General features: G+C 67.2%; 11 protein-coding genes and 1 pseudogene. 6 read left to right on the forward strand and 6 right to left on the reverse strand.

The window, feature by feature from the left end:
* Window positions 1-271 precede the first annotated feature (271 nt).
* Window positions 272-1,681, forward strand: coding sequence for an L-seryl-tRNA(Sec) selenium transferase (gene selA, locus PSEK12I1_RS0110215; RefSeq protein WP_027601454.1), 1,410 nt, complete (start codon window positions 272-274; stop codon window positions 1,679-1,681).
* Here the strand turns inward: selA and phnE are convergent.
* The 5 genes and pseudogenes from phnE to PSEK12I1_RS0110235 all read right to left on the reverse strand — a co-directional run bounded on the left by phnE (window position 1,678) and on the right by PSEK12I1_RS0110235 (window position 7,048).
* Window positions 1,678-2,409 carry a phosphonate ABC transporter, permease protein PhnE gene (phnE, locus tag PSEK12I1_RS24940; protein WP_231501020.1) on the reverse strand — a complete coding sequence of 244 codons (732 nt, stop codon included), beginning with the start codon at window positions 2,407-2,409 and terminating at the stop codon, window positions 1,678-1,680. The two genes, selA and phnE, sit on opposite strands and share 4 nt — an antisense overlap.
* 51 nt (window positions 2,410-2,460) lie before the next feature.
* A pseudogene (locus PSEK12I1_RS24945) lies at window positions 2,461-3,273 on the reverse strand (PhnE/PtxC family ABC transporter permease); the annotation flags it as partial.
* A complete protein-coding gene (locus PSEK12I1_RS0110225; RefSeq protein WP_027601456.1) occupies window positions 3,267-4,076 on the reverse strand; it encodes a phosphonate ABC transporter ATP-binding protein in 810 nt (269 codons plus the stop codon). The pseudogene PSEK12I1_RS24945 and the gene PSEK12I1_RS0110225, both read right to left, overlap by 7 nt.
* Window positions 4,073-4,921 carry a putative selenate ABC transporter substrate-binding protein gene (locus tag PSEK12I1_RS0110230; protein ID WP_027601457.1) on the reverse strand — a complete coding sequence of 283 codons (849 nt, stop codon included), beginning with the start codon at window positions 4,919-4,921 and terminating at the stop codon, window positions 4,073-4,075. Before PSEK12I1_RS0110230 ends, PSEK12I1_RS0110225 begins: the two co-directional genes overlap by 4 nt.
* Window positions 4,922-5,119: 198 nt before the next feature.
* Window positions 5,120-7,048 carry a transglycosylase SLT domain-containing protein gene (locus tag PSEK12I1_RS0110235; protein WP_007162379.1) on the reverse strand — a complete coding sequence of 643 codons (1,929 nt, stop codon included), beginning with the start codon at window positions 7,046-7,048 and terminating at the stop codon, window positions 5,120-5,122.
* 220 nt (window positions 7,049-7,268) lie between these two features.
* Between PSEK12I1_RS0110235 and PSEK12I1_RS0110240 the strand changes: the two genes are divergently transcribed.
* A complete protein-coding gene (locus tag PSEK12I1_RS0110240; protein ID WP_027598373.1) occupies window positions 7,269-9,179 on the forward strand; it encodes an ATP-binding cassette domain-containing protein in 1,911 nt (636 codons plus the stop codon).
* An 18-nt stretch (window positions 9,180-9,197) separates the two neighbouring features.
* Here the strand turns inward: PSEK12I1_RS0110240 and PSEK12I1_RS0110245 are convergent, their stop codons facing one another.
* On the reverse strand, window positions 9,198-9,638 hold the full coding sequence (locus PSEK12I1_RS0110245) for a universal stress protein (protein WP_007162381.1): 441 nt from the start codon (window positions 9,636-9,638) through the stop codon (window positions 9,198-9,200).
* A 360-nt stretch (window positions 9,639-9,998) separates the two neighbouring features.
* On the opposite strand from PSEK12I1_RS0110245, the gene fadB reads away from it, so the two are divergent.
* The 4 genes from fadB to topA all read left to right on the forward strand — a co-directional run bounded on the left by fadB (window position 9,999) and on the right by topA (window position 16,420).
* Window positions 9,999-12,146, forward strand: a complete 2,148-nt coding sequence (gene fadB, locus PSEK12I1_RS0110250; RefSeq protein WP_027601458.1) for a fatty acid oxidation complex subunit alpha FadB — start codon at window positions 9,999-10,001, stop codon at window positions 12,144-12,146.
* A gap of 15 nt (window positions 12,147-12,161) precedes the next feature.
* Window positions 12,162-13,340 carry an acetyl-CoA C-acyltransferase FadA gene (gene fadA, locus PSEK12I1_RS0110255; RefSeq protein WP_007162383.1) on the forward strand — a complete coding sequence of 393 codons (1,179 nt, stop codon included), beginning with the start codon at window positions 12,162-12,164 and terminating at the stop codon, window positions 13,338-13,340.
* Between the two features lie 72 nt (window positions 13,341-13,412).
* Window positions 13,413-13,664 carry a DUF1653 domain-containing protein gene (locus tag PSEK12I1_RS0110260; protein WP_027598370.1) on the forward strand — a complete coding sequence of 84 codons (252 nt, stop codon included), beginning with the start codon at window positions 13,413-13,415 and terminating at the stop codon, window positions 13,662-13,664.
* A gap of 149 nt (window positions 13,665-13,813) precedes the next feature.
* Window positions 13,814-16,420, forward strand: a complete 2,607-nt coding sequence (gene topA / locus PSEK12I1_RS0110265; protein ID WP_027601459.1) for a type I DNA topoisomerase — start codon at window positions 13,814-13,816, stop codon at window positions 16,418-16,420.
* The last annotated feature ends 32 nt before the right edge of the window (window positions 16,421-16,452 follow it).

The following is a 16,452-nucleotide window of genomic DNA, read 5'->3' on the forward strand; positions in this document are numbered from 1 at the left end:
CACCTTTGTTATTGTCGTGAGGTGGACGTGGTGGCCAGGGCCCTCCACACCAAGACCGCGGCAGGTGGCTGGGAAGAGCCCGCGAAACCATCCTAGGACGGGCTCTGGCACGCGGCAAACCGGGAACCCGGGGGTCATTTCCGGACGCCCCGGGTCCGGGTTCGGGCCGCTCTCTCCCAGGGCGGGACGAGCCTGCGGCAGTCCGGCGCCCCTGGTCGACCCGCCGCAGGTTCGGGCTACACTGGGGGTCGACTCGACCCAAGAGGCTCCTATGACCGCCATCCGCCTGCCGTCCATCGACCGCCTGCTGCGCCATCCCGCTTCGCGTCCGCTGGAGGAGCGCCACGGTCGCGAGCAGGTCCTTGGCGGCTATCGCTCGCTGCTGGACGATCTGCGCGAGGCCCTGAGGGCCGGCACCCTGACCGCGGTGGAGGTGGAGGAGGGCGTGCTGGCCGGCCGTCTGGGCGAGCGCCTGGCGTTGCACAGCCAGCCGCGGGTGCGGCGGGTGTTCAACCTCACCGGCACGGTGCTGCACACCAACCTGGGGCGGGCGCTGCTGGCGGAAGAGGCCATCGCCGCGGTAGTCGAGGCCGCGCGTCAGCCGATGAATCTGGAATTCGACCTGGCTACCGGCAAGCGCGGCGATCGTGACGACCTGGTCGCCGACCTGGTGCGCGAACTCACCGGCGCCGAGGCGGTGACGGTGGTCAACAACAACGCCGCGGCGGTCCTGCTGGCCCTGCATGCCATAGGCGCACGCAAGGAAGGGGTGCTGTCCCGCGGCGAGCTGATCGAGATCGGTGGCGCCTTCCGCATCCCCGACATCATGGCCCGCGCCGGGGTCAAGCTGGTGGAGGTGGGCACCACCAACCGTACCCATGCCCGCGACTACGAAGCCGCCATCGGCCCGCGCACCGCGCTGCTGATGCGGGTGCACACCAGCAACTACAGCGTCCAGGGCTTTACCGCCAGCGTGGCCACGGCGGAGCTGGCCGCCATCGCCCGCGCCCATAACGTGCCGCTGCTGGAAGACCTGGGCAGCGGCACCCTGGTGGACCTGACCCGCTGGGGACTGCCCGCCGAACCCACGGTGCAGCAGGCCCTGCGCGACGGCGCCGACCTGGTGACCTTCAGTGGCGACAAGCTGCTCGGCGGCCCCCAGTGCGGCCTCATCGTCGGTCGCCGCGACCTCATCGAGCGCATCAAGAAGAATCCACTCAAGCGGGCGTTGCGGGTCGACAAGCTGACCCTGGCCGCCCTGGAGGCGACCCTGGCGCTCTATCGCGATCCGGATCGACTGGCCGAGCGGTTGCCCAGCCTGCGCCTGCTGTCGCGCCCGGCCGAGGCCATCACCACCCAGGCCGAGCGGCTGCTGCCGGCCTTCGCCGCCGTGCTGGGCACGACCTATGCGGTCAGCGTGGAGCCGGCGCTGGGCATGATCGGCAGTGGCGCCCAGCCGGTGGCCCGCCTGCCCGGGGCGGCGCTGTGCTGTCGCCCCCAGGTCAGCAAGCGCCTGCGTGGGCGCGCCTTGCGGCAACTGGAAGAAGGCCTGCGCCAGCTACCCATCCCGGTGGTGGGGCGCATCGACGCCGATGCGCTCTGGCTGGATCTGCGCCAGCTCGACGATGAAGCCGCCTTTCTCGCGCAATTGCCAGCGCTGCTGCTGCCGGAGATTCGTTAACGGACGACCCAGCGCTGCCGGGCCCAATTGCTCAGCAGATCCACGCCCAGCACCAGCACCAGCATGCCGAGGATCACGGTGGCGGCCTGGGCCTGCTGGAACAGGCTCAGGCTGAAGTACAGCTGCTGCCCCAGGCCACCAGCGCCGACGAAGCCGAGGATGCTGGCCATGCGGATATTGTTTTCCCAGCGATAGAGCAGATAGGCCAGCAACTGCGGCCAGACCGCCGGCAGGGTGCCGTAGAGAAAGGCCGCCAGCGCGCCACCGCCGGCCAGGCGAATGGCTTCGGCCGGCGCCTTGGGGGTGTTTTCCAGGGCTTCGGCGAACAGCCGACCGAGCACCCCGGCGGTGTGCAAGGCCAGGGCCAGGGTACCGGCGTTGGGTCCCAGCCCGGCGGCCAGCACCATTAGCGCTGCCCAGACCAGCTCGGGCACGGCGCGCAGGGCGTTGAGCAACAGCCGCGCCAGCGCCAGGGCGACCAGGCCTAGGCGCCCGGCCGCCGGCAGCGCCAGCAGGATGCCGAGCAGCCCGGCGAGCAGGGTACCCAGGGCCGACATGGCCAGGGTTTCCACCGCGCCGTGGGCCACGGCCGACAGCTGGGCGAGGGAGAAGTCCGGCTGGAGAAAGTCGGCCAGGAAGCTGCCCATCTGCGCCAGGGCGCGAGCGCTCAGCAATTCGCCGAAGGCGGTGCCCAGGTAGCTGGCGGACGCCACCAGGGCGGTGCCCATGGCCAGCACCGTCAGAGTGCCCCGGCCCCGGCCCTGACCGCGCTCCACCTGACGCAGCAAGCGACTGAGCACATCGGCCAGGAGCACCAGCACCAGGAAGGTCAGCAGCAGGCTGGCCACCTCGCCACCGGCGAACATGCGCAGCGACAGATCGACCTGCTGGCCGAGCCCGCCGGCGCCGACGAAGCCCATCACCACCGAGGCGCGAATGGCGCACTCCCAGCGATAGACGCTGTAGGAAATCATCTCGCCCGCGGCGTTGGGCAGCACGCCATAGACGAAGGCCTGCAGGCGACTGGCGCCCTGTAGCAGCAGGGCCCGCGCCGGGCGGGGATCAACCGATTCGAAGATTTCCGCATAGACCTTGCCCAGCATGCCGCCGTAGGTGATGGCGATGGCCAGCACCCCGGCGGTGGGACCCAGGCCTACGGCGCGGACGAACAGCAGCGCCCAGACGATCTCCGGCACGCTGCGCAGGACGATCAGCACCCCGCGCACCAGTCCGCGGAGCAGGCGCGGCAGGCGGCCTGGACGTCCGCCGCGGGGCAGGGCGGAGATCGACAGGACACGGGTGGCGAGCAGGGCGGCGGGCAGGGCGATCAGCGCCGCCAGGGCCATGCCCAGGGTGGCGATGGCCAGGGTTTCCAGGGTGGCGCGCCCGAGCACGGCGAGAAAGTCGGCGTCATGGGCGGGCGGCCAGAAGCCGGCGAGAAAGTTGCCCATGGTGCGGGCGTTGTCGCCGGTGAAGAGACCCAGCAGATCGAATTCCGCCAGGCGCAGCGTCGGCCAGGCCAGCAGCAGGGCCAACAGGGTGAGCAGCAGTCGGGACCGGGCGGCCGGGTCCTGGCGGGGCGAGGTCAGCATCGCGGCAGGTCGAGCGGTGTCTCGGCTGGGGCCGGAGCGGCAGGCTTGAGGGTGGTGCTCAAGCCCTCGTTGGCATAGAGCGCGGCGAGATCGGCCGGGGTGACCGCGCTGGCGGGCTTGTCCCACAGCAGCCGACCGGCGCGCAGACCGAGGATGCGCGGAAAGCGCTGCAACGCCAGTTCGACGTTGTGCAGGCTGGTGACCAGGGTGGTGCCCTGGCGCGCCGCGGCGTCGCTCAGCACCTCCAGGGTATGGGCGGCCAGCACCGGGTCCATGGCCGACACGGGTTCGTCGGCGAGCAGCAGCTGCGGCTGCTGGTAGAGCGCCCGGGCGATGCCGATGCGCTGCAACTGGCCCCCGGACAGCTGATCACAGGAGGAGTAGAGCCGATCGGCGAGATCCAGCGGCGTCAGGGCCGCCGCGGCGCCGGCGCGATCCAGCGGATGCACCAGGCTGACCAGGCTGCGCGCCAACGACCACTGGCCGAGACGGCCGGCCAGCACCGCAGTGATGACGCGCTGGCGCGCCGGCAAGGGCGGCGCCTGGTGGATCAGGCCGATACGGGCGCGCAACTGACGCCGCGCCCGGTTGCCCAGGCTCCAGGGCTGCTGGCCGAGCAGCTCCAGCTCACCCGCGAGCGGCCGCATCCCGGTGGCCAGCAGGCGCAGCAGGCTGGTCTTGCCCGCCCCGGACGGACCGATCAGCGCGACCTGCTCACCCTGTTGCAGGTTGAGGTCGAGATCGGCCAGGGCGGGCGAGCCGTCGGCGTGTACCAGCGTCACGCCCCTGAGGGCGAGACTCACTTGAGCAGGCCGGCCGCCAGGGCGGAAGCCTCGATGCTCTTGTAGTTTTCCGGCGAGGTCGGCACGAAGCGGCTGGCCGCCTGCAGGTCGAGGATCGCCTTGTCGGCTGGCTTGGCCGGATCCAGGTCGAGGAAGGCCTGCTTGATCTTGGCCGCCAGTTGCGGATCCAGATTGCCGCGCACCGTCCAGTTGTAGTCGTAGTAGGCCGGGGTGGTGGAGATGACCCGGACCTTGCTGGTGTCGACCTTGCCGGCGTCGACCAGCTTCTTCCACACCGAGGCGTTGAGCACGCCGGCATCGGCCTTGCCCGCGGCGACCCAGGCGACGGTGGCGTCATGGGCGCCGGAATAGGCCACCCGCGAGAAGAACTGCTCGGGAACGATGCCGTCCTGCTGCATGAAGTAGCGCGGCATCAGGCTGCCCGAGGTGGAAGAGACCGAACCGAAGGCGAAGGTCTTGCCCTTGAGATCCTGCAGGGTCTTCACGGCCGGGTCGGCGGTGATGAACTTGCTGGTGAACTGCTGATCTTCTGCGCGCTGCACCAGGGGGGTCATCGGCGCCTTGCGCTGCGCCTGGACGAAGGTGAAGCCGCCGAACCAGGCCAGGTCCAGGCGATCCGAGGCCATGGCTTCCACCACGCCGGCATAGTCGGACACCGGGACGAATTTCACCGGCATGCCCAGACGCTGCTCCAAGTATTCACCCAGCGGCTTGAACTTGCGGATCAGCTCGGTGGGCGCCTCGTCGGGAATGGCCGAGACGCGCAGTTCGTCGGCGGCGTGGGAGAGCAGGGAAGTCAGGGACAGGGCCAGGCCTGCTGCCAGGGCCAGCGAACGCTTGAGCATGGGTTTCTCCGGTTCAATAGCGGAAAAAAAGGGGCTGCAGTATAGGGGGTGGCGCTGTTTTGCGCAGCCGCCACGAGGCCGCGGGCCTGGCAGGATGCAGCTGCGGCGTGGCGCGACGGCTCTGGGAAGGGGTTAGGCAGCGGACGCGACCCGGCATGCGAGTCCGCTGCGGTGGTGTCAGGACGGGTCGGCGAGCACTCAGGTCTCGTCGAAGAAACGCTCGTTCCAGTCCACCAGGGGTTGCGGCGAATTGAGCTTCTGCCCGTAGATCACCGCATAGGCCAGCACGTTCTGCACGTACTGGCGCGTCTCGTCGAAGGGAATGGTCTCCACCCAGACATCGAAGGCCAGGTGGCGGGCGCCCGTCAGCCAGCGCTTCACCCGGCCGGGACCGGCGTTGTAGGCCGCCGAGGCCAGCACCCGGTTGCCGTTGAACTGGGCATGGACCATGGACAGATAGGCGGTGCCCAGCTGGATGTTCTTCTCCGGGGTCAGCGCCTGTTGCGGCGAGGCCAGGGGAATGGCGAACTTGCTGGCGGTATGGCTGGCGGTGGCCGGCATCAGCTGCATCAGCCCCATGGCGCCCACCCCGGAGCGCGCATCGGCCATGAAGCCGCTCTCCTGGCGGGTGATGGCGAACACCCAGCTGCTGTGCAGACCGCGGGTCTGGGCCTCGCGCACGAAGCTTTCGCGATAGGCGATGGGGAAGCGGATGTCCAGGTCGTCCCAGTACTTGGCCAGGCTAATGGTGCGGATCGCCGGGAAGTACCACTGCATGTCGTAGGCCATGCGTGCCTGGGCCACCAGTTCGTCACGGTTGAAGTGACGGCTGACATAGAACCATTCGCGACGGGCGTTGATCGGCTCGCCACGGGCGATGAATTCCAGGGCCCGCTGCACGCCGGGGGTGTTGCGCACCTTGCGCTTGAGGGCGTCGCTGAGCATCAGCGGCTTGTTGTTGAGCTGATAGGGCGCCTTGCTGCGGTCCGCGGCAAGGAAGCCATAGTAGTCGCGCTCGCGACTGACCTCGGCGTATTCCCGCAGCACCGCCGGACTCTGCGGCTGCATCAGCTCCAGGGTCCGGGCGCGCCAGTATTCCCAGCGATTGGCCTTGGCCAGGCTCGGCGGAAAGCGCTCGATCAGCGCATGGGCATCGCTCCAGCGACCCAGGCGCAGCAGCAGGCGGGCGCGCCATTCGCTGACGTCGTCGTCCCGCAACTCGGGATCATAGCGCTCCATCAGCGGCAGGGCGCGGGGGTCGAAATTCTTTGCCAGGGTCAGGCCGATCTGGCGGGCGATGGCGACCTTTTCATCGCGGGTGAAGGGCATGCGCTGGCTGTAGACCTCGAGCAGGCTCATGGCCTGTTCCGGGTCCTGGCGCGCCAGCTTGCGCAGGCCCAGGCCGACCACGTCGGCGAGACTCTCGCTGGCCGGGGCGAAGGCCTGGACATTGGCGATCTGCTGCGGCTTCTGGGCCACGTCGATCAGCCGCTGGGCCTGGCCGGACAGCGTCGGCAACTGGGCGGACAGGGTGCGCACTAGGCCGTACTCGCCCTTGTCGGCGGCCAGCTTGGCACGCTCCCAGACGCGCTCCTCGGTGAGTTGCCCGCGCGCCGCCCAGGCCTGGAACAGGCCGTCGCAGGTGGTCGGCTGGGCCTTGCCCACCAGCCAGTATTTCTCCGCCAGTTTGAAGCCCTCGCTGGCATTGCCCTGGGCGATCAGGTACTGGCCGTGCAGGCAGTCCAGCTCGGTGAAGTTGAAGTCCGGCGAATAGTATTTCTCGAAGCGATTCCAGTCGCCGCGATCGGCCAGGCTGCGCAGCCAGCGCAGGCGCAGCCAGTTGGACTGCGGCAGATCGCCGTGCTCGGCGAGAAAGGTCTCGATCTCGGCATCGCTGGCCCCGGGAACGCGCTTGATCAGCTCGTCATAGGCCAGGTAAGGCTCCAGCGGATAGGTGCGCAATTCACCGCGATTGGCCAGGTAGACACTGGCATCGCCGCGGTCCAGCGCCGCCTTGGCCTGGTCGTAGAGTTGCCGCTGCTGCTCCAGGGGAGCGGCTTGCGAGGTGGTGGAGCCGATCAGGGGAGCGAGGAGCAGGGGCAGGATGACGAACAGGCGACCGCGCATGGGAATTCCGTAAAAGCTGGATGCGGAGGGGGCGGCGCGCACTGCGCAAGGCAAGCGGCCGACCGTCACGGGGCAGTCTAGCTTACGTGCCGGCGCCAGGCGGCGAAAGCGTCGGCCATGGCCTGCCGTCGGGCGGTCCGGGCGTTTCGCCGGCTCGTGTCGACCGGCGCCGGGGTGGGCGTCTCTGCTAGACTGGCTGGCCTTTTTCGCGGAGAAACCCATGGCGCTGCTCAAGTTCACCAACGTATCCCTGGCCTTTGGCGTCACCCCCTTGCTGGACGGGGTGTCCTGGCAGATCGAGCGGGGCGAGCGGGTATGCATCATCGGCCGCAACGGCACCGGCAAATCCAGCCTCCTGCGCATCGTCAAGGGCGAGCAGCAGGCCGATGACGGCGAGGTCTGGCGCGCCCCGGCGCTGAAGATCGGCGAACTGCCGCAGGAATTGCCGCGCGCCGACGACCGCTCGGTGTTCGACGTGGTGGCCGCGGGCCTGGCCGGCGTCGGCGAATTGCTCGCCGAGTACCATCACCTGACCCAGGACACCAGCGGCGAACTGGATATGGAGCGGCTCATGCACGTCCAGCAGGAGCTGGAGGCCCGCGATGGCTGGCGCCTGCAGCAACTGGTGGAAAGCACCCTGAGCCGGCTGCAGCTGCCGGCGGAAAAGACCCTCGCCGAACTTTCCGGCGGCTGGCGGCGGCGCGTGCTGCTGGCCCAGGCGCTGGTGGCCGAGCCGGATCTGCTGCTGCTCGACGAACCCACCAACCACTTGGACATCGGCGCCATCGCCTGGCTGGAAGACGCCCTGCGCGGCTATCCGGGCGCCGTGCTGTTCATTACCCACGACCGCGCCTTCCTCCAGGCCCTGGCCACCCGCATCCTCGAACTGGATCGCGGCAACCTGATCGACTGGCAGGGCGACTACGCCAGCTTCCTGGTGCACAAGGAGCAGCAGCTGGCGGCCGAAGAGACCGCCAACGCCCTGTTCGACAAGCGCCTGGCCCAGGAAGAAGTCTGGATCCGCCAGGGCATCAAGGCCCGGCGTACCCGCAACGAAGGTCGGGTCCGTGCGCTCAAGGCCATGCGCAACGAACGCAGCGAGCGCCGTGAGCGTCAGGGTAAGGCCAATCTGCTGCTGGAAACCGCCGACAAGTCCGGCAAGCAGGTCATCCTCGCCGAGCACATGAGCTATGCCCATCCCGGCGGCGAACCCCTGATCCGCGACCTGACCCTGCTGATCCAGCGCGGCGATCGCATCGGCCTGCTCGGTCCCAACGGCTCGGGCAAGACCACCCTGCTCAAGCTGCTGCTGGGTGACCTCCAGCCCACCGCCGGCAAGATCCAGTACGGCACCAAGCTGGAGATCGCCTATTTCGACCAGCTGCGCCTGCAACTGGAACCGGAAAAGACGGTGATCGACAACCTCGCCGAGGGTCGCGAATTCATCACCATCAACGGCCAGGATCGCCATGTGCTGAGCTACCTGGGCGACTTCCTGTTCAGCCCCCAGCGTGCCCGCACGCCGGTCAAGGCGCTGTCCGGTGGCGAACGCGCGCGCCTGCTGCTGGCCAAGCTGTTCAGCAAGCCGGCCAACCTGCTGGTGCTGGACGAACCCACCAACGACCTCGACGTCGAGACCCTGGAGCTGCTGGAAGAGGTGCTGCTGAGTTTCGAGGGCACCGTGCTGATGGTCAGCCACGACCGGGCCTTCCTCGACAACGTGGTGACCAGCACCCTGGTGTTCGAGGGGGAAGGGCGGGTCCGCGAATACGTCGGTGGCTACCAGGACTGGCTGCGCCAGGGCGGCTCGCCGCGTCTGCTCGGCGTGCAGACCCGGGAGGACAGCAAGCCGGCGCCGGCCAAGGCCGAACCCGCGTCCGCTGCGGCACCCGTGGCCGCTGCCGCCGCACCGGCCAAGCGCAAGCTCAGCTACAAGGAGCAGCGTGAGCTGGACGCCCTGCCGGGCGCCATCGAAACCGCGGAGATCGAATTGGAGGCCCTGCAGACCGCGATTGCCGATCCGGGCTTCTACCAGCTGCCGAACGAGGTCACCCAGGCCAAGCTCGCCCGAATGGATGCGCTGCAGGCCGAACTGGATCGCCTCATCGAACGCTGGGCCGAACTGGAATAATCCAGCCCGGCCGCGAGATCAGGCCTTGTCTTTCTTCAAGGCTACCGCCAGGGTATCGCAGGGCGCGCCGTGCAGCAGGTCGTTGGACGTCGAGCCCAGCAGCAGCGCCAGGCCGTGACGACCGTGGCTGCCGACCACGATCAGGTCGCAGCCCTGTTCCTTGGCCATGCGGTGGATTTCCTGGCGCGGTTGGCCGTAGGCCAGCACGCAATTGCCGGCCAGCTCGGCGTACTGGGTAGTGAAGCCATCCAGTCGCTCGCGGGCCTGCTCGATCTGCTGCTGCTGCAGCGACGACAGGTCCATGGGCACGTCGCCGCCAAAGGCCATGGCCATGGGCTCGACCACGTGCACCAGCGACACCTTGCTGCCACAGCACTGACCCAGGGCAACCGCACGGCGGATCACCGGCTGGCAATCTTCGGTCAGGTCGACGGCAACCAATATGTGTTGGTAGGCCATACACATCTCTCCTTCATGATGGGGCGCCAGACCGTACCGTGGCTGGCGCTCGATTCGCAGGCTCTAGCCCACTTGTAGTTTCGACTCCAGGAGTCGGGGATAGCTCCACGGCTATCTTGCACAGAAGCGCGCCAAGCTCAAGCGCCCGCCACGCGAACCCCCGCTCGCGCTTTCCCCGTGCGTCCCAATTGACAAGCGCCCGCTTTTGCCAGAAGGTTGTGCGAGCCGTTCAAACGGTTGTATGAATTTTCGCCCCGGCCCGGCCGGTGCCCTCCACAGAACAATATCGGGGCTGGCGATTCTCGGCTTCCACCCAAGCCGCCGCCCGCTTCGCGACCAGGACTCAAGGGAGACCCGCTGATGATGTTCGAAGGCAAAGCCCTTTCGGTGCGCGACGTGGAGGACGGCATCGCCGAACTTCGCTTCGACCTCCAAGGCGAATCGGTCAACAAGTTCAGCGCCATCACCCTGCGCGAATTCCGCCAGGCCGTGGATGCCCTGAAAGCCCACGCCGGCCTGCGCGGCGTCATCGTCACCAGCGGCAAGGACGTCTTCATCGTCGGCGCCGACATCACCGAATTCGTCGAGATGTTCGGTCGGCCGACCGAAGAGCTGCAGGCCGGCATCGCCGAGATCAACCGCATCTTCAACGATTTCGAAGACCTGCCGGTGCCCACCGTGGCCGCCGTGGGCGGCATCGCCCTGGGTGGCGGTTGCGAGATGACCCTGGCCGCCGACTACCGGGTGCTGAGCACCGCGGCGCGCATCGGCCTGCCGGAAGTCAAGCTGGGCATCTATCCGGGCTGGGGCGGCACCGTCCGCCTGCCGCGCCTGATCGGCAGCGACAACGCCATCGAGTGGATCGCGTCCGGCAAGGAAAACGACGCCGCCACCGCCCTCAAGGTCGGCGTGGCCGATGCCGTGGTCGCCCCCGAGCACCTGTTCGACGCCGCCCTGGACCTGGTCCGCCGCGCCGCCGCCGGCGAGCTGGACTACCGCGCCAAGCGCAAGCCCAAGCTGGAAAAGCTGCAGCTCAATGCCATCGAAGCCATGATGGCCTTCGAATCGGCCAAGGGCTTCGTCGCCAGCCAAGCCGGTCCGCACTATCCGGCACCGCTGGAAGCCATCAAGGCCATCCAGAAGTCCGCCAACTACGGCCGCGACAAGGCGCTGGAAGTCGAAGGCGCCGGTTTCGCCAAGATGGCCCAGACCTCGGTCTCCGCCAGCCTGGTCGGCCTCTTCCTCAATGACCAGGCGCTCAAGCGCAAGGCCAAGGTGCTGGAAAAGCAGGCCGCGCCGGTCAAGCTGACCAGCGTGCTGGGCGCCGGCATCATGGGTGGCGGCATCGCCTATCAGTCCGCGCTCAAGGGCACCCCGATCCTGATGAAGGACATTCGCGACGAAGCCCTGGAATTGGGGCTGAGCGAAGCCAGCAAGCTGCTCAACAAGCGCGTCGAGAAGGGCCGCCTGGAGCCGGCGAAGATGGCCGAGGCGCTCAATCGCATCCGCCCGACGCTGTCCTATGGCGACTTCAAGAGCGTCGACCTGGTGGTCGAGGCCGTGGTCGAGAATCCCAAGGTCAAGCAGGCCGTGCTGGCCGAGGTGGAAGGCCAGGTGCGCGAGGACGCCATCCTCACCTCCAACACCTCCACCATTTCCATCAGCCTGCTGGCCCAGGCGCTCAAGCGTCCGGAAAACTTCTGCGGCATGCACTTCTTCAATCCGGTGCACATGATGCCCCTGGTCGAGGTGATCCGCGGCGAGAAGACCAGCGAGAAGGCCATCGCCACCACCGTGGCCTACGCCCGCCAGATGGGCAAGAACCCCATCGTGGTCAACGACTGCCCCGGCTTCCTGGTCAACCGCATCCTCTTCCCGTACTTCGGCGGCTTCGCCGCGCTGCTGGCCCAGGGGGCCGATTTCCAGCGCGTCGACCGGCTGATGGAGAAGTTCGGCTGGCCCATGGGCCCGGCCTACCTGATGGACGTGGTCGGCATGGACACCGCCCACCACGCCCGCGACGTCATGGCCGAAGGCTTCCCCGAGCGCATGAAGGAAAGCCGCAAGACCGCGGTGGACGCCCTCTACGAAGCCCAGCGCTTCGGCCAGAAGAACGGCAAGGGCTTCTATGTCTACGAGACCGACAAGAAGGGCAAGCCGAAGAAGGTCGCCGACCCGGCCGTGGCCGAGGTGCTGGCACCGGTCACCTACGAGCAGCGTGAATTCACCGACGAGGAGATCGTCGAGCGGATGATGGTGCCGCTGTGCCTGGAAGCCGTTCGCTGCCTGGAGGACGGCATCGTCGAGAGCGCCGCCGAGGCCGACATGGGCCTGATCTACGGCATCGGCTTCCCGCCCTTCCGCGGCGGTGCGCTGCGCTACATCGACAGCCTGGGCGTGGCCGAATTCGTCGCCATGGCCGACAAGTACGCCGACCTCGGGCCGCTGTACCACCCGACCCCCAAACTCCGCGAAATGGCCGCCGCTGGCCAACGCTTCTTCGGTTGAGCCTGGAGTAAAGAAATGAGTCTGAATCCGAGAGACGTCGTCATCGTCGACTTCGCCCGCACGCCCATGGGTCGTTCCAAGGGCGGCATGCACCGCAACACCCGCGCCGAGACCCTGTCCGCGCGGCTGATCGACGCGGTCCTCGACCGCAATCCCCAGGTCAATCCGGCCGAGGTGGAAGACGTGATCTGGGGCTGCGTCAACCAGACCCTGGAGCAGGGCTGGAACATCGCCCGCATGGCGTCGCTGCTGACCCGCATCCCGCACACCAGCGGCGCCCAGACGGTGAGCCGCCTGTGCGGTTCCTCCATGAGCGCCCTGCACACCGCCGCCCAGGCGATCCAGACCGGCAACGGCGACGTCTTCGTCGTCGGCGGGGTGGAGCACATGGGTCATGTCGGCATGATGCACGGCGTCGACCCGAATCCCCAGCTGTCGCTGCATGCCGCCAAGGCCTCCGGCATGATGGGCCTGACCGCCGAGATGCTGGGCAAGATGCACGGCATCACCCGCGAGGCCCAGGACCAGTTCGGCTATCGCTCGCACCAGCTGGCGTGGAAGGCCACCCAGGAAGGCAAGTTCAAGGACGAGATCATTCCCCTGGAAGGTCACGACGAGAACGGCTTCCTCAAGGTCTTCAGCCATGACGAGACCATCCGTCCGGAAACCACCCTCGAAGGCCTGGCGGCGCTGAAGCCAGCCTTCAATCCCAAGGGCGGTACCGTGACCGCCGGTACCTCTTCGCAGATCACCGACGGCGCCTCCTGCATGCTGGTCATGTCGGCCCAGCGCGCCCAGGACCTCGGCCTGCAGCCGCTGGCCAGGATCCGCGCCATGGCCGTGGCCGGTGTCGATCCGGCGATCATGGGCTACGGTCCGGTCCCGGCTTCGCAGAAGGCGCTCAAGCGCGCCGGTCTGACCATCGCCGACATCGATTTCATCGAACTCAACGAAGCCTTCGCGGCCCAGGCCCTGCCGGTGCTCAAGGACCTCAAGGTGCTCGACAAGATGGAGGAAAAGGTCAATCTGCACGGTGGTGCCATCGCCCTGGGTCACCCCTTCGGTTGCTCTGGCGCCAGAATTTCAGGCACGCTGTTAAATGTCATGAAACAGAATGACGGCACCTTCGGCCTGGCCACCATGTGCGTGGGTCTCGGCCAGGGCATCACCACGGTGTTCGAACGCCTGCGCTGATCCGGCGCAGCGTGCGTCATCCGACCGGGGCGCCCCCAGGGCTGCCCCGGTTTTCTTTTTTCGAGGTGGAACATGGCATTACAGACGGGACTCTACCGGCACTACAAGGGGCAGCAGTATCGGGTACTGGGCGTGGCCCGGCATTCGGAGACCGAGGAAGAGCTGGTCATCTATCAGGCGCTGTACGGCGAATACGGGCTCTGGGCCCGGCCTCTGAGCATGTTTCGCGAGAGCGTCCAGGTCGATGGCGAGCAGGTGCCGCGCTTCGCGCTGATCAGCGTCGAAGCCGATCCCTTGGGTCTGGATGCCACGCCGCAGCCTTGACCTTGCCGACATCGCCACTATATATAGCGGTGCCGCGTTGGCCGACCGCCCCCGGCGCACCAGACTGAAGACGTTCTGGTCCTCCATTCGCCGTTCCGGCGCTCGCCTTTCGCTCGCTCATCGCTTTCAAGCAGGAATCTGACTCTCCCATGGGTAAATCGCTGGTCATCGTGGAATCCCCGGCCAAGGCCAAGACCATCAACAAGTACCTGGGCAACCAGTACGTGGTGAAGTCGAGCATCGGCCACATCCGCGACCTTCCCACCAGCGGCGCCGGCACCGCCAAGGAGCCCGCCGCCAAGACGCGCAAGACCGCCGCCGAGGCGCCCGCGCTGTCACCCAAGGAAAAGGCCCGGCGCCAGCTGTTCGCCCGCATGGGCGTCGATCCCGAGCACGGCTGGAAGGCCCACTACGAGATCCTGCCCGGCAAGGAAAAGGTGATCGAGGAGCTGCGCCGCCTGGCCAAGGACGCCGACACCGTCTATCTCGCAACCGACTTGGACCGCGAAGGGGAGGCCATCGCCTGGCACCTGCGGGAAGCCATCGGTGGCGACGACTCGCGCTATAAGCGCGTGGTCTTCAACGAGATCACCAAGAAGGCCATTCAGGAAGCCTTCTCCCAGCCCGGCGAGCTGGACATCAATCGCGTCAACGCCCAGCAGGCGCGGCGCTTCCTCGACCGCGTGGTCGGCTACATGGTCTCGCCGCTGCTGTGGTCGAAGATCGCCCGCGGCCTGTCCGCCGGTCGGGTGCAGTCCGTCGCGGTCAAGCTGGTGGTGGAGCGCGAACGCGAGATCCGCGCCTTCGTCCCCGAGGAATACTGGGAGATCCATGCCGACCTGGCCACGCCGAAAAAGGCCCAGGTGCGCTTCGAAGTGGTGCGCGAGAAGGGCGAAGCCTTCAAACCGCTGAACGAAGCCCAGGCCAAGACCGCCCTGGCCAAGCTGGAAAAGGCCGCCTATCGCATCGCCAAGCGCGAAGACAAGCCGACCAGTAGCCGGCCCTCGGCACCCTTCATCACCTCCACCCTGCAGCAGGCGGCGAGCAATCGCCTGGGCTTCGGGGTGAAGAAGACCATGATGATGGCCCAGCGTCTCTACGAGGCCGGCTACATCACCTACATGCGTACCGACTCGACCAACCTGTCGGGCGATGCCATCGCCATGGCCCGCGGCTATATCGAGAGCGAATTCGGCAAGCAGTACCTGCCGGAAAAGGCCAATGTCTACGGCAGCCGCGAAGGCGCCCAGGAGGCGCACGAGGCCATCCGCCCGTCCGACGTCAACGTCAAGCCCAACAGCCTGTCGGGCATGGAACGTGACGCCGAGCGCCTGTACGAACTGATCTGGCGCCAGTTCCTGGCCTGCCAGATGCCGCCGGCCGAGTACCTGTCTACCACGGTGACCGCTGCGGCGGGTGACTTCGAGCTGCGTGCCCGCGGCCGCATTCTCAAGTTCGACGGCTACACCCGCGTCCTGCCGCAGCAGAGCAAGCCGGGCGACGACGACGTCCTGCCCGAGATGAAGCAGGGCGAGGACCTCGGCCTGGTCAAGCTCGACCCGAGCCAGCATTTCACCAAGCCGCCGGCTCGCTTCTCGGAAGCCAGCCTGGTCAAGGAACTGGAGAAGCGCGGCATCGGCCGACCCTCCACCTACGCGGCCATCATTTCCACCATCCAGGATCGTGGCTACGTGACGGTGCACAACCGCCGCTTCTATGCCGAGAAGATGGGCGACATCGTCACCGATCGCCTCAACGAAAGCTTTGCCAACCTGATGGACTTCAGTTTCACCGCCAACATGGAAGGCAACCTGGACAACGTTGCCCAGGGCGAGCGGGACTGGAAGAACCTGCTCGACGAATTCTATGGCGACTTCAAGCAGAAGCTGGAGACCGCCGAGGCCGGCGAGAAGGGCATGAGGGCCAACCAGCCCACCCTGACCGACATTCCCTGCCAGGTCTGCGGCCGGCCGATGATGATCCGCACCGCGTCCACCGGGGTGTTCCTAGGCTGCTCGGGCTATGCCCTGCCGCCCAAGGAACGCTGCAAAGCCACCATCAACCTGGTGCCGGGCGACGAGATTGCCGAAGACGACGAGGGCGAATCCGAGTCCCTGGTCCTGCGCGGCAAGCACCGTTGCCCCATCTGCAGTACGGCCATGGATGCCTACCTGATCGACGAGCACCGCAAGCTGCACGTCTGCGGCAACAACCCGGACTGCCCGGGCTACGAGATCGAAGAGGGCAGCTATCGCATCAAGGGCTATGAAGGCCCTTCGCTGGAATGCGACAAGTGCGGCAGCGAGATGCAGCTCAAGACCGGGCGCTTCGGCAAGTTCTTCGGCTGCACCAATCCGGCCTGCAAGAACACCCGCAAGCTGCTCAAGAACGGCGAGCCGGCCCCGCCGAAGATGGACGCCGTGCCCATGCCGGAGCTGCGCTGCGAAAAGGTCGACGACACCTATGTGCTGCGCGATGGCGCCTCGGGGCTGTTCCTGGCTGCCAGTGGCTTCCCGAAGAATCGCGAGACCCGCGCGCCGTTGGTCAGCGAATTGCTGCCCCATCGCGACGAGATCGATCCCAAGTACCATTATCTGCTCAGTGCCCCGGTGAAGGACTCTGAAGGCCGTCCGGCGGTGATCCGCTTCAGCCGCAAGACCAAGGAGCAGTACGTGCAGACCGAGGTCGAGGGCAAGCCCACCGGCTGGAAGGCCTTCTACGACGGCAAGAAGTGGCAGGTGGAAGAAAAGCGCTAGGAGTCCTGGCGCCAATGGCAGACAGGAGGCCG

The sequence above is a fragment of the Pseudomonas sp. MOIL14HWK12:I1 genome (genome assembly GCF_000510705.1).
Taxonomy (GTDB): Bacteria; Pseudomonadota; Gammaproteobacteria; order Pseudomonadales; family Pseudomonadaceae; genus Chryseomonas; species Chryseomonas oryzihabitans.

Coding starts and splice junctions, on each gene's coding strand:
- selA (WP_027601454.1), top strand. CDS start 272: ATGACCGCCATCCGCCTGCCGTCCATCGACCGCCTGCTGCGCCATCCC.
- phnE (WP_231501020.1), bottom strand. CDS start 2,409: ATGGGCACCGCCCTGGTGGCGTCCGCCAGCTACCTGGGCACCGCCTTC.
- PSEK12I1_RS0110230 (WP_027601457.1), bottom strand. CDS start 4,921: ATGCTCAAGCGTTCGCTGGCCCTGGCAGCAGGCCTGGCCCTGTCCCTG.
- PSEK12I1_RS0110235 (WP_007162379.1), bottom strand. CDS start 7,048: ATGCGCGGTCGCCTGTTCGTCATCCTGCCCCTGCTCCTCGCTCCCCTG.
- PSEK12I1_RS0110240 (WP_027598373.1), top strand. CDS start 7,269: ATGGCGCTGCTCAAGTTCACCAACGTATCCCTGGCCTTTGGCGTCACC.
- PSEK12I1_RS0110245 (WP_007162381.1), bottom strand. CDS start 9,638: ATGGCCTACCAACACATATTGGTTGCCGTCGACCTGACCGAAGATTGC.
- fadB (WP_027601458.1), top strand. CDS start 9,999: ATGATGTTCGAAGGCAAAGCCCTTTCGGTGCGCGACGTGGAGGACGGC.
- fadA (WP_007162383.1), top strand. CDS start 12,162: ATGAGTCTGAATCCGAGAGACGTCGTCATCGTCGACTTCGCCCGCACG.
- PSEK12I1_RS0110260 (WP_027598370.1), top strand. CDS start 13,413: ATGGCATTACAGACGGGACTCTACCGGCACTACAAGGGGCAGCAGTAT.
- topA (WP_027601459.1), top strand. CDS start 13,814: ATGGGTAAATCGCTGGTCATCGTGGAATCCCCGGCCAAGGCCAAGACC.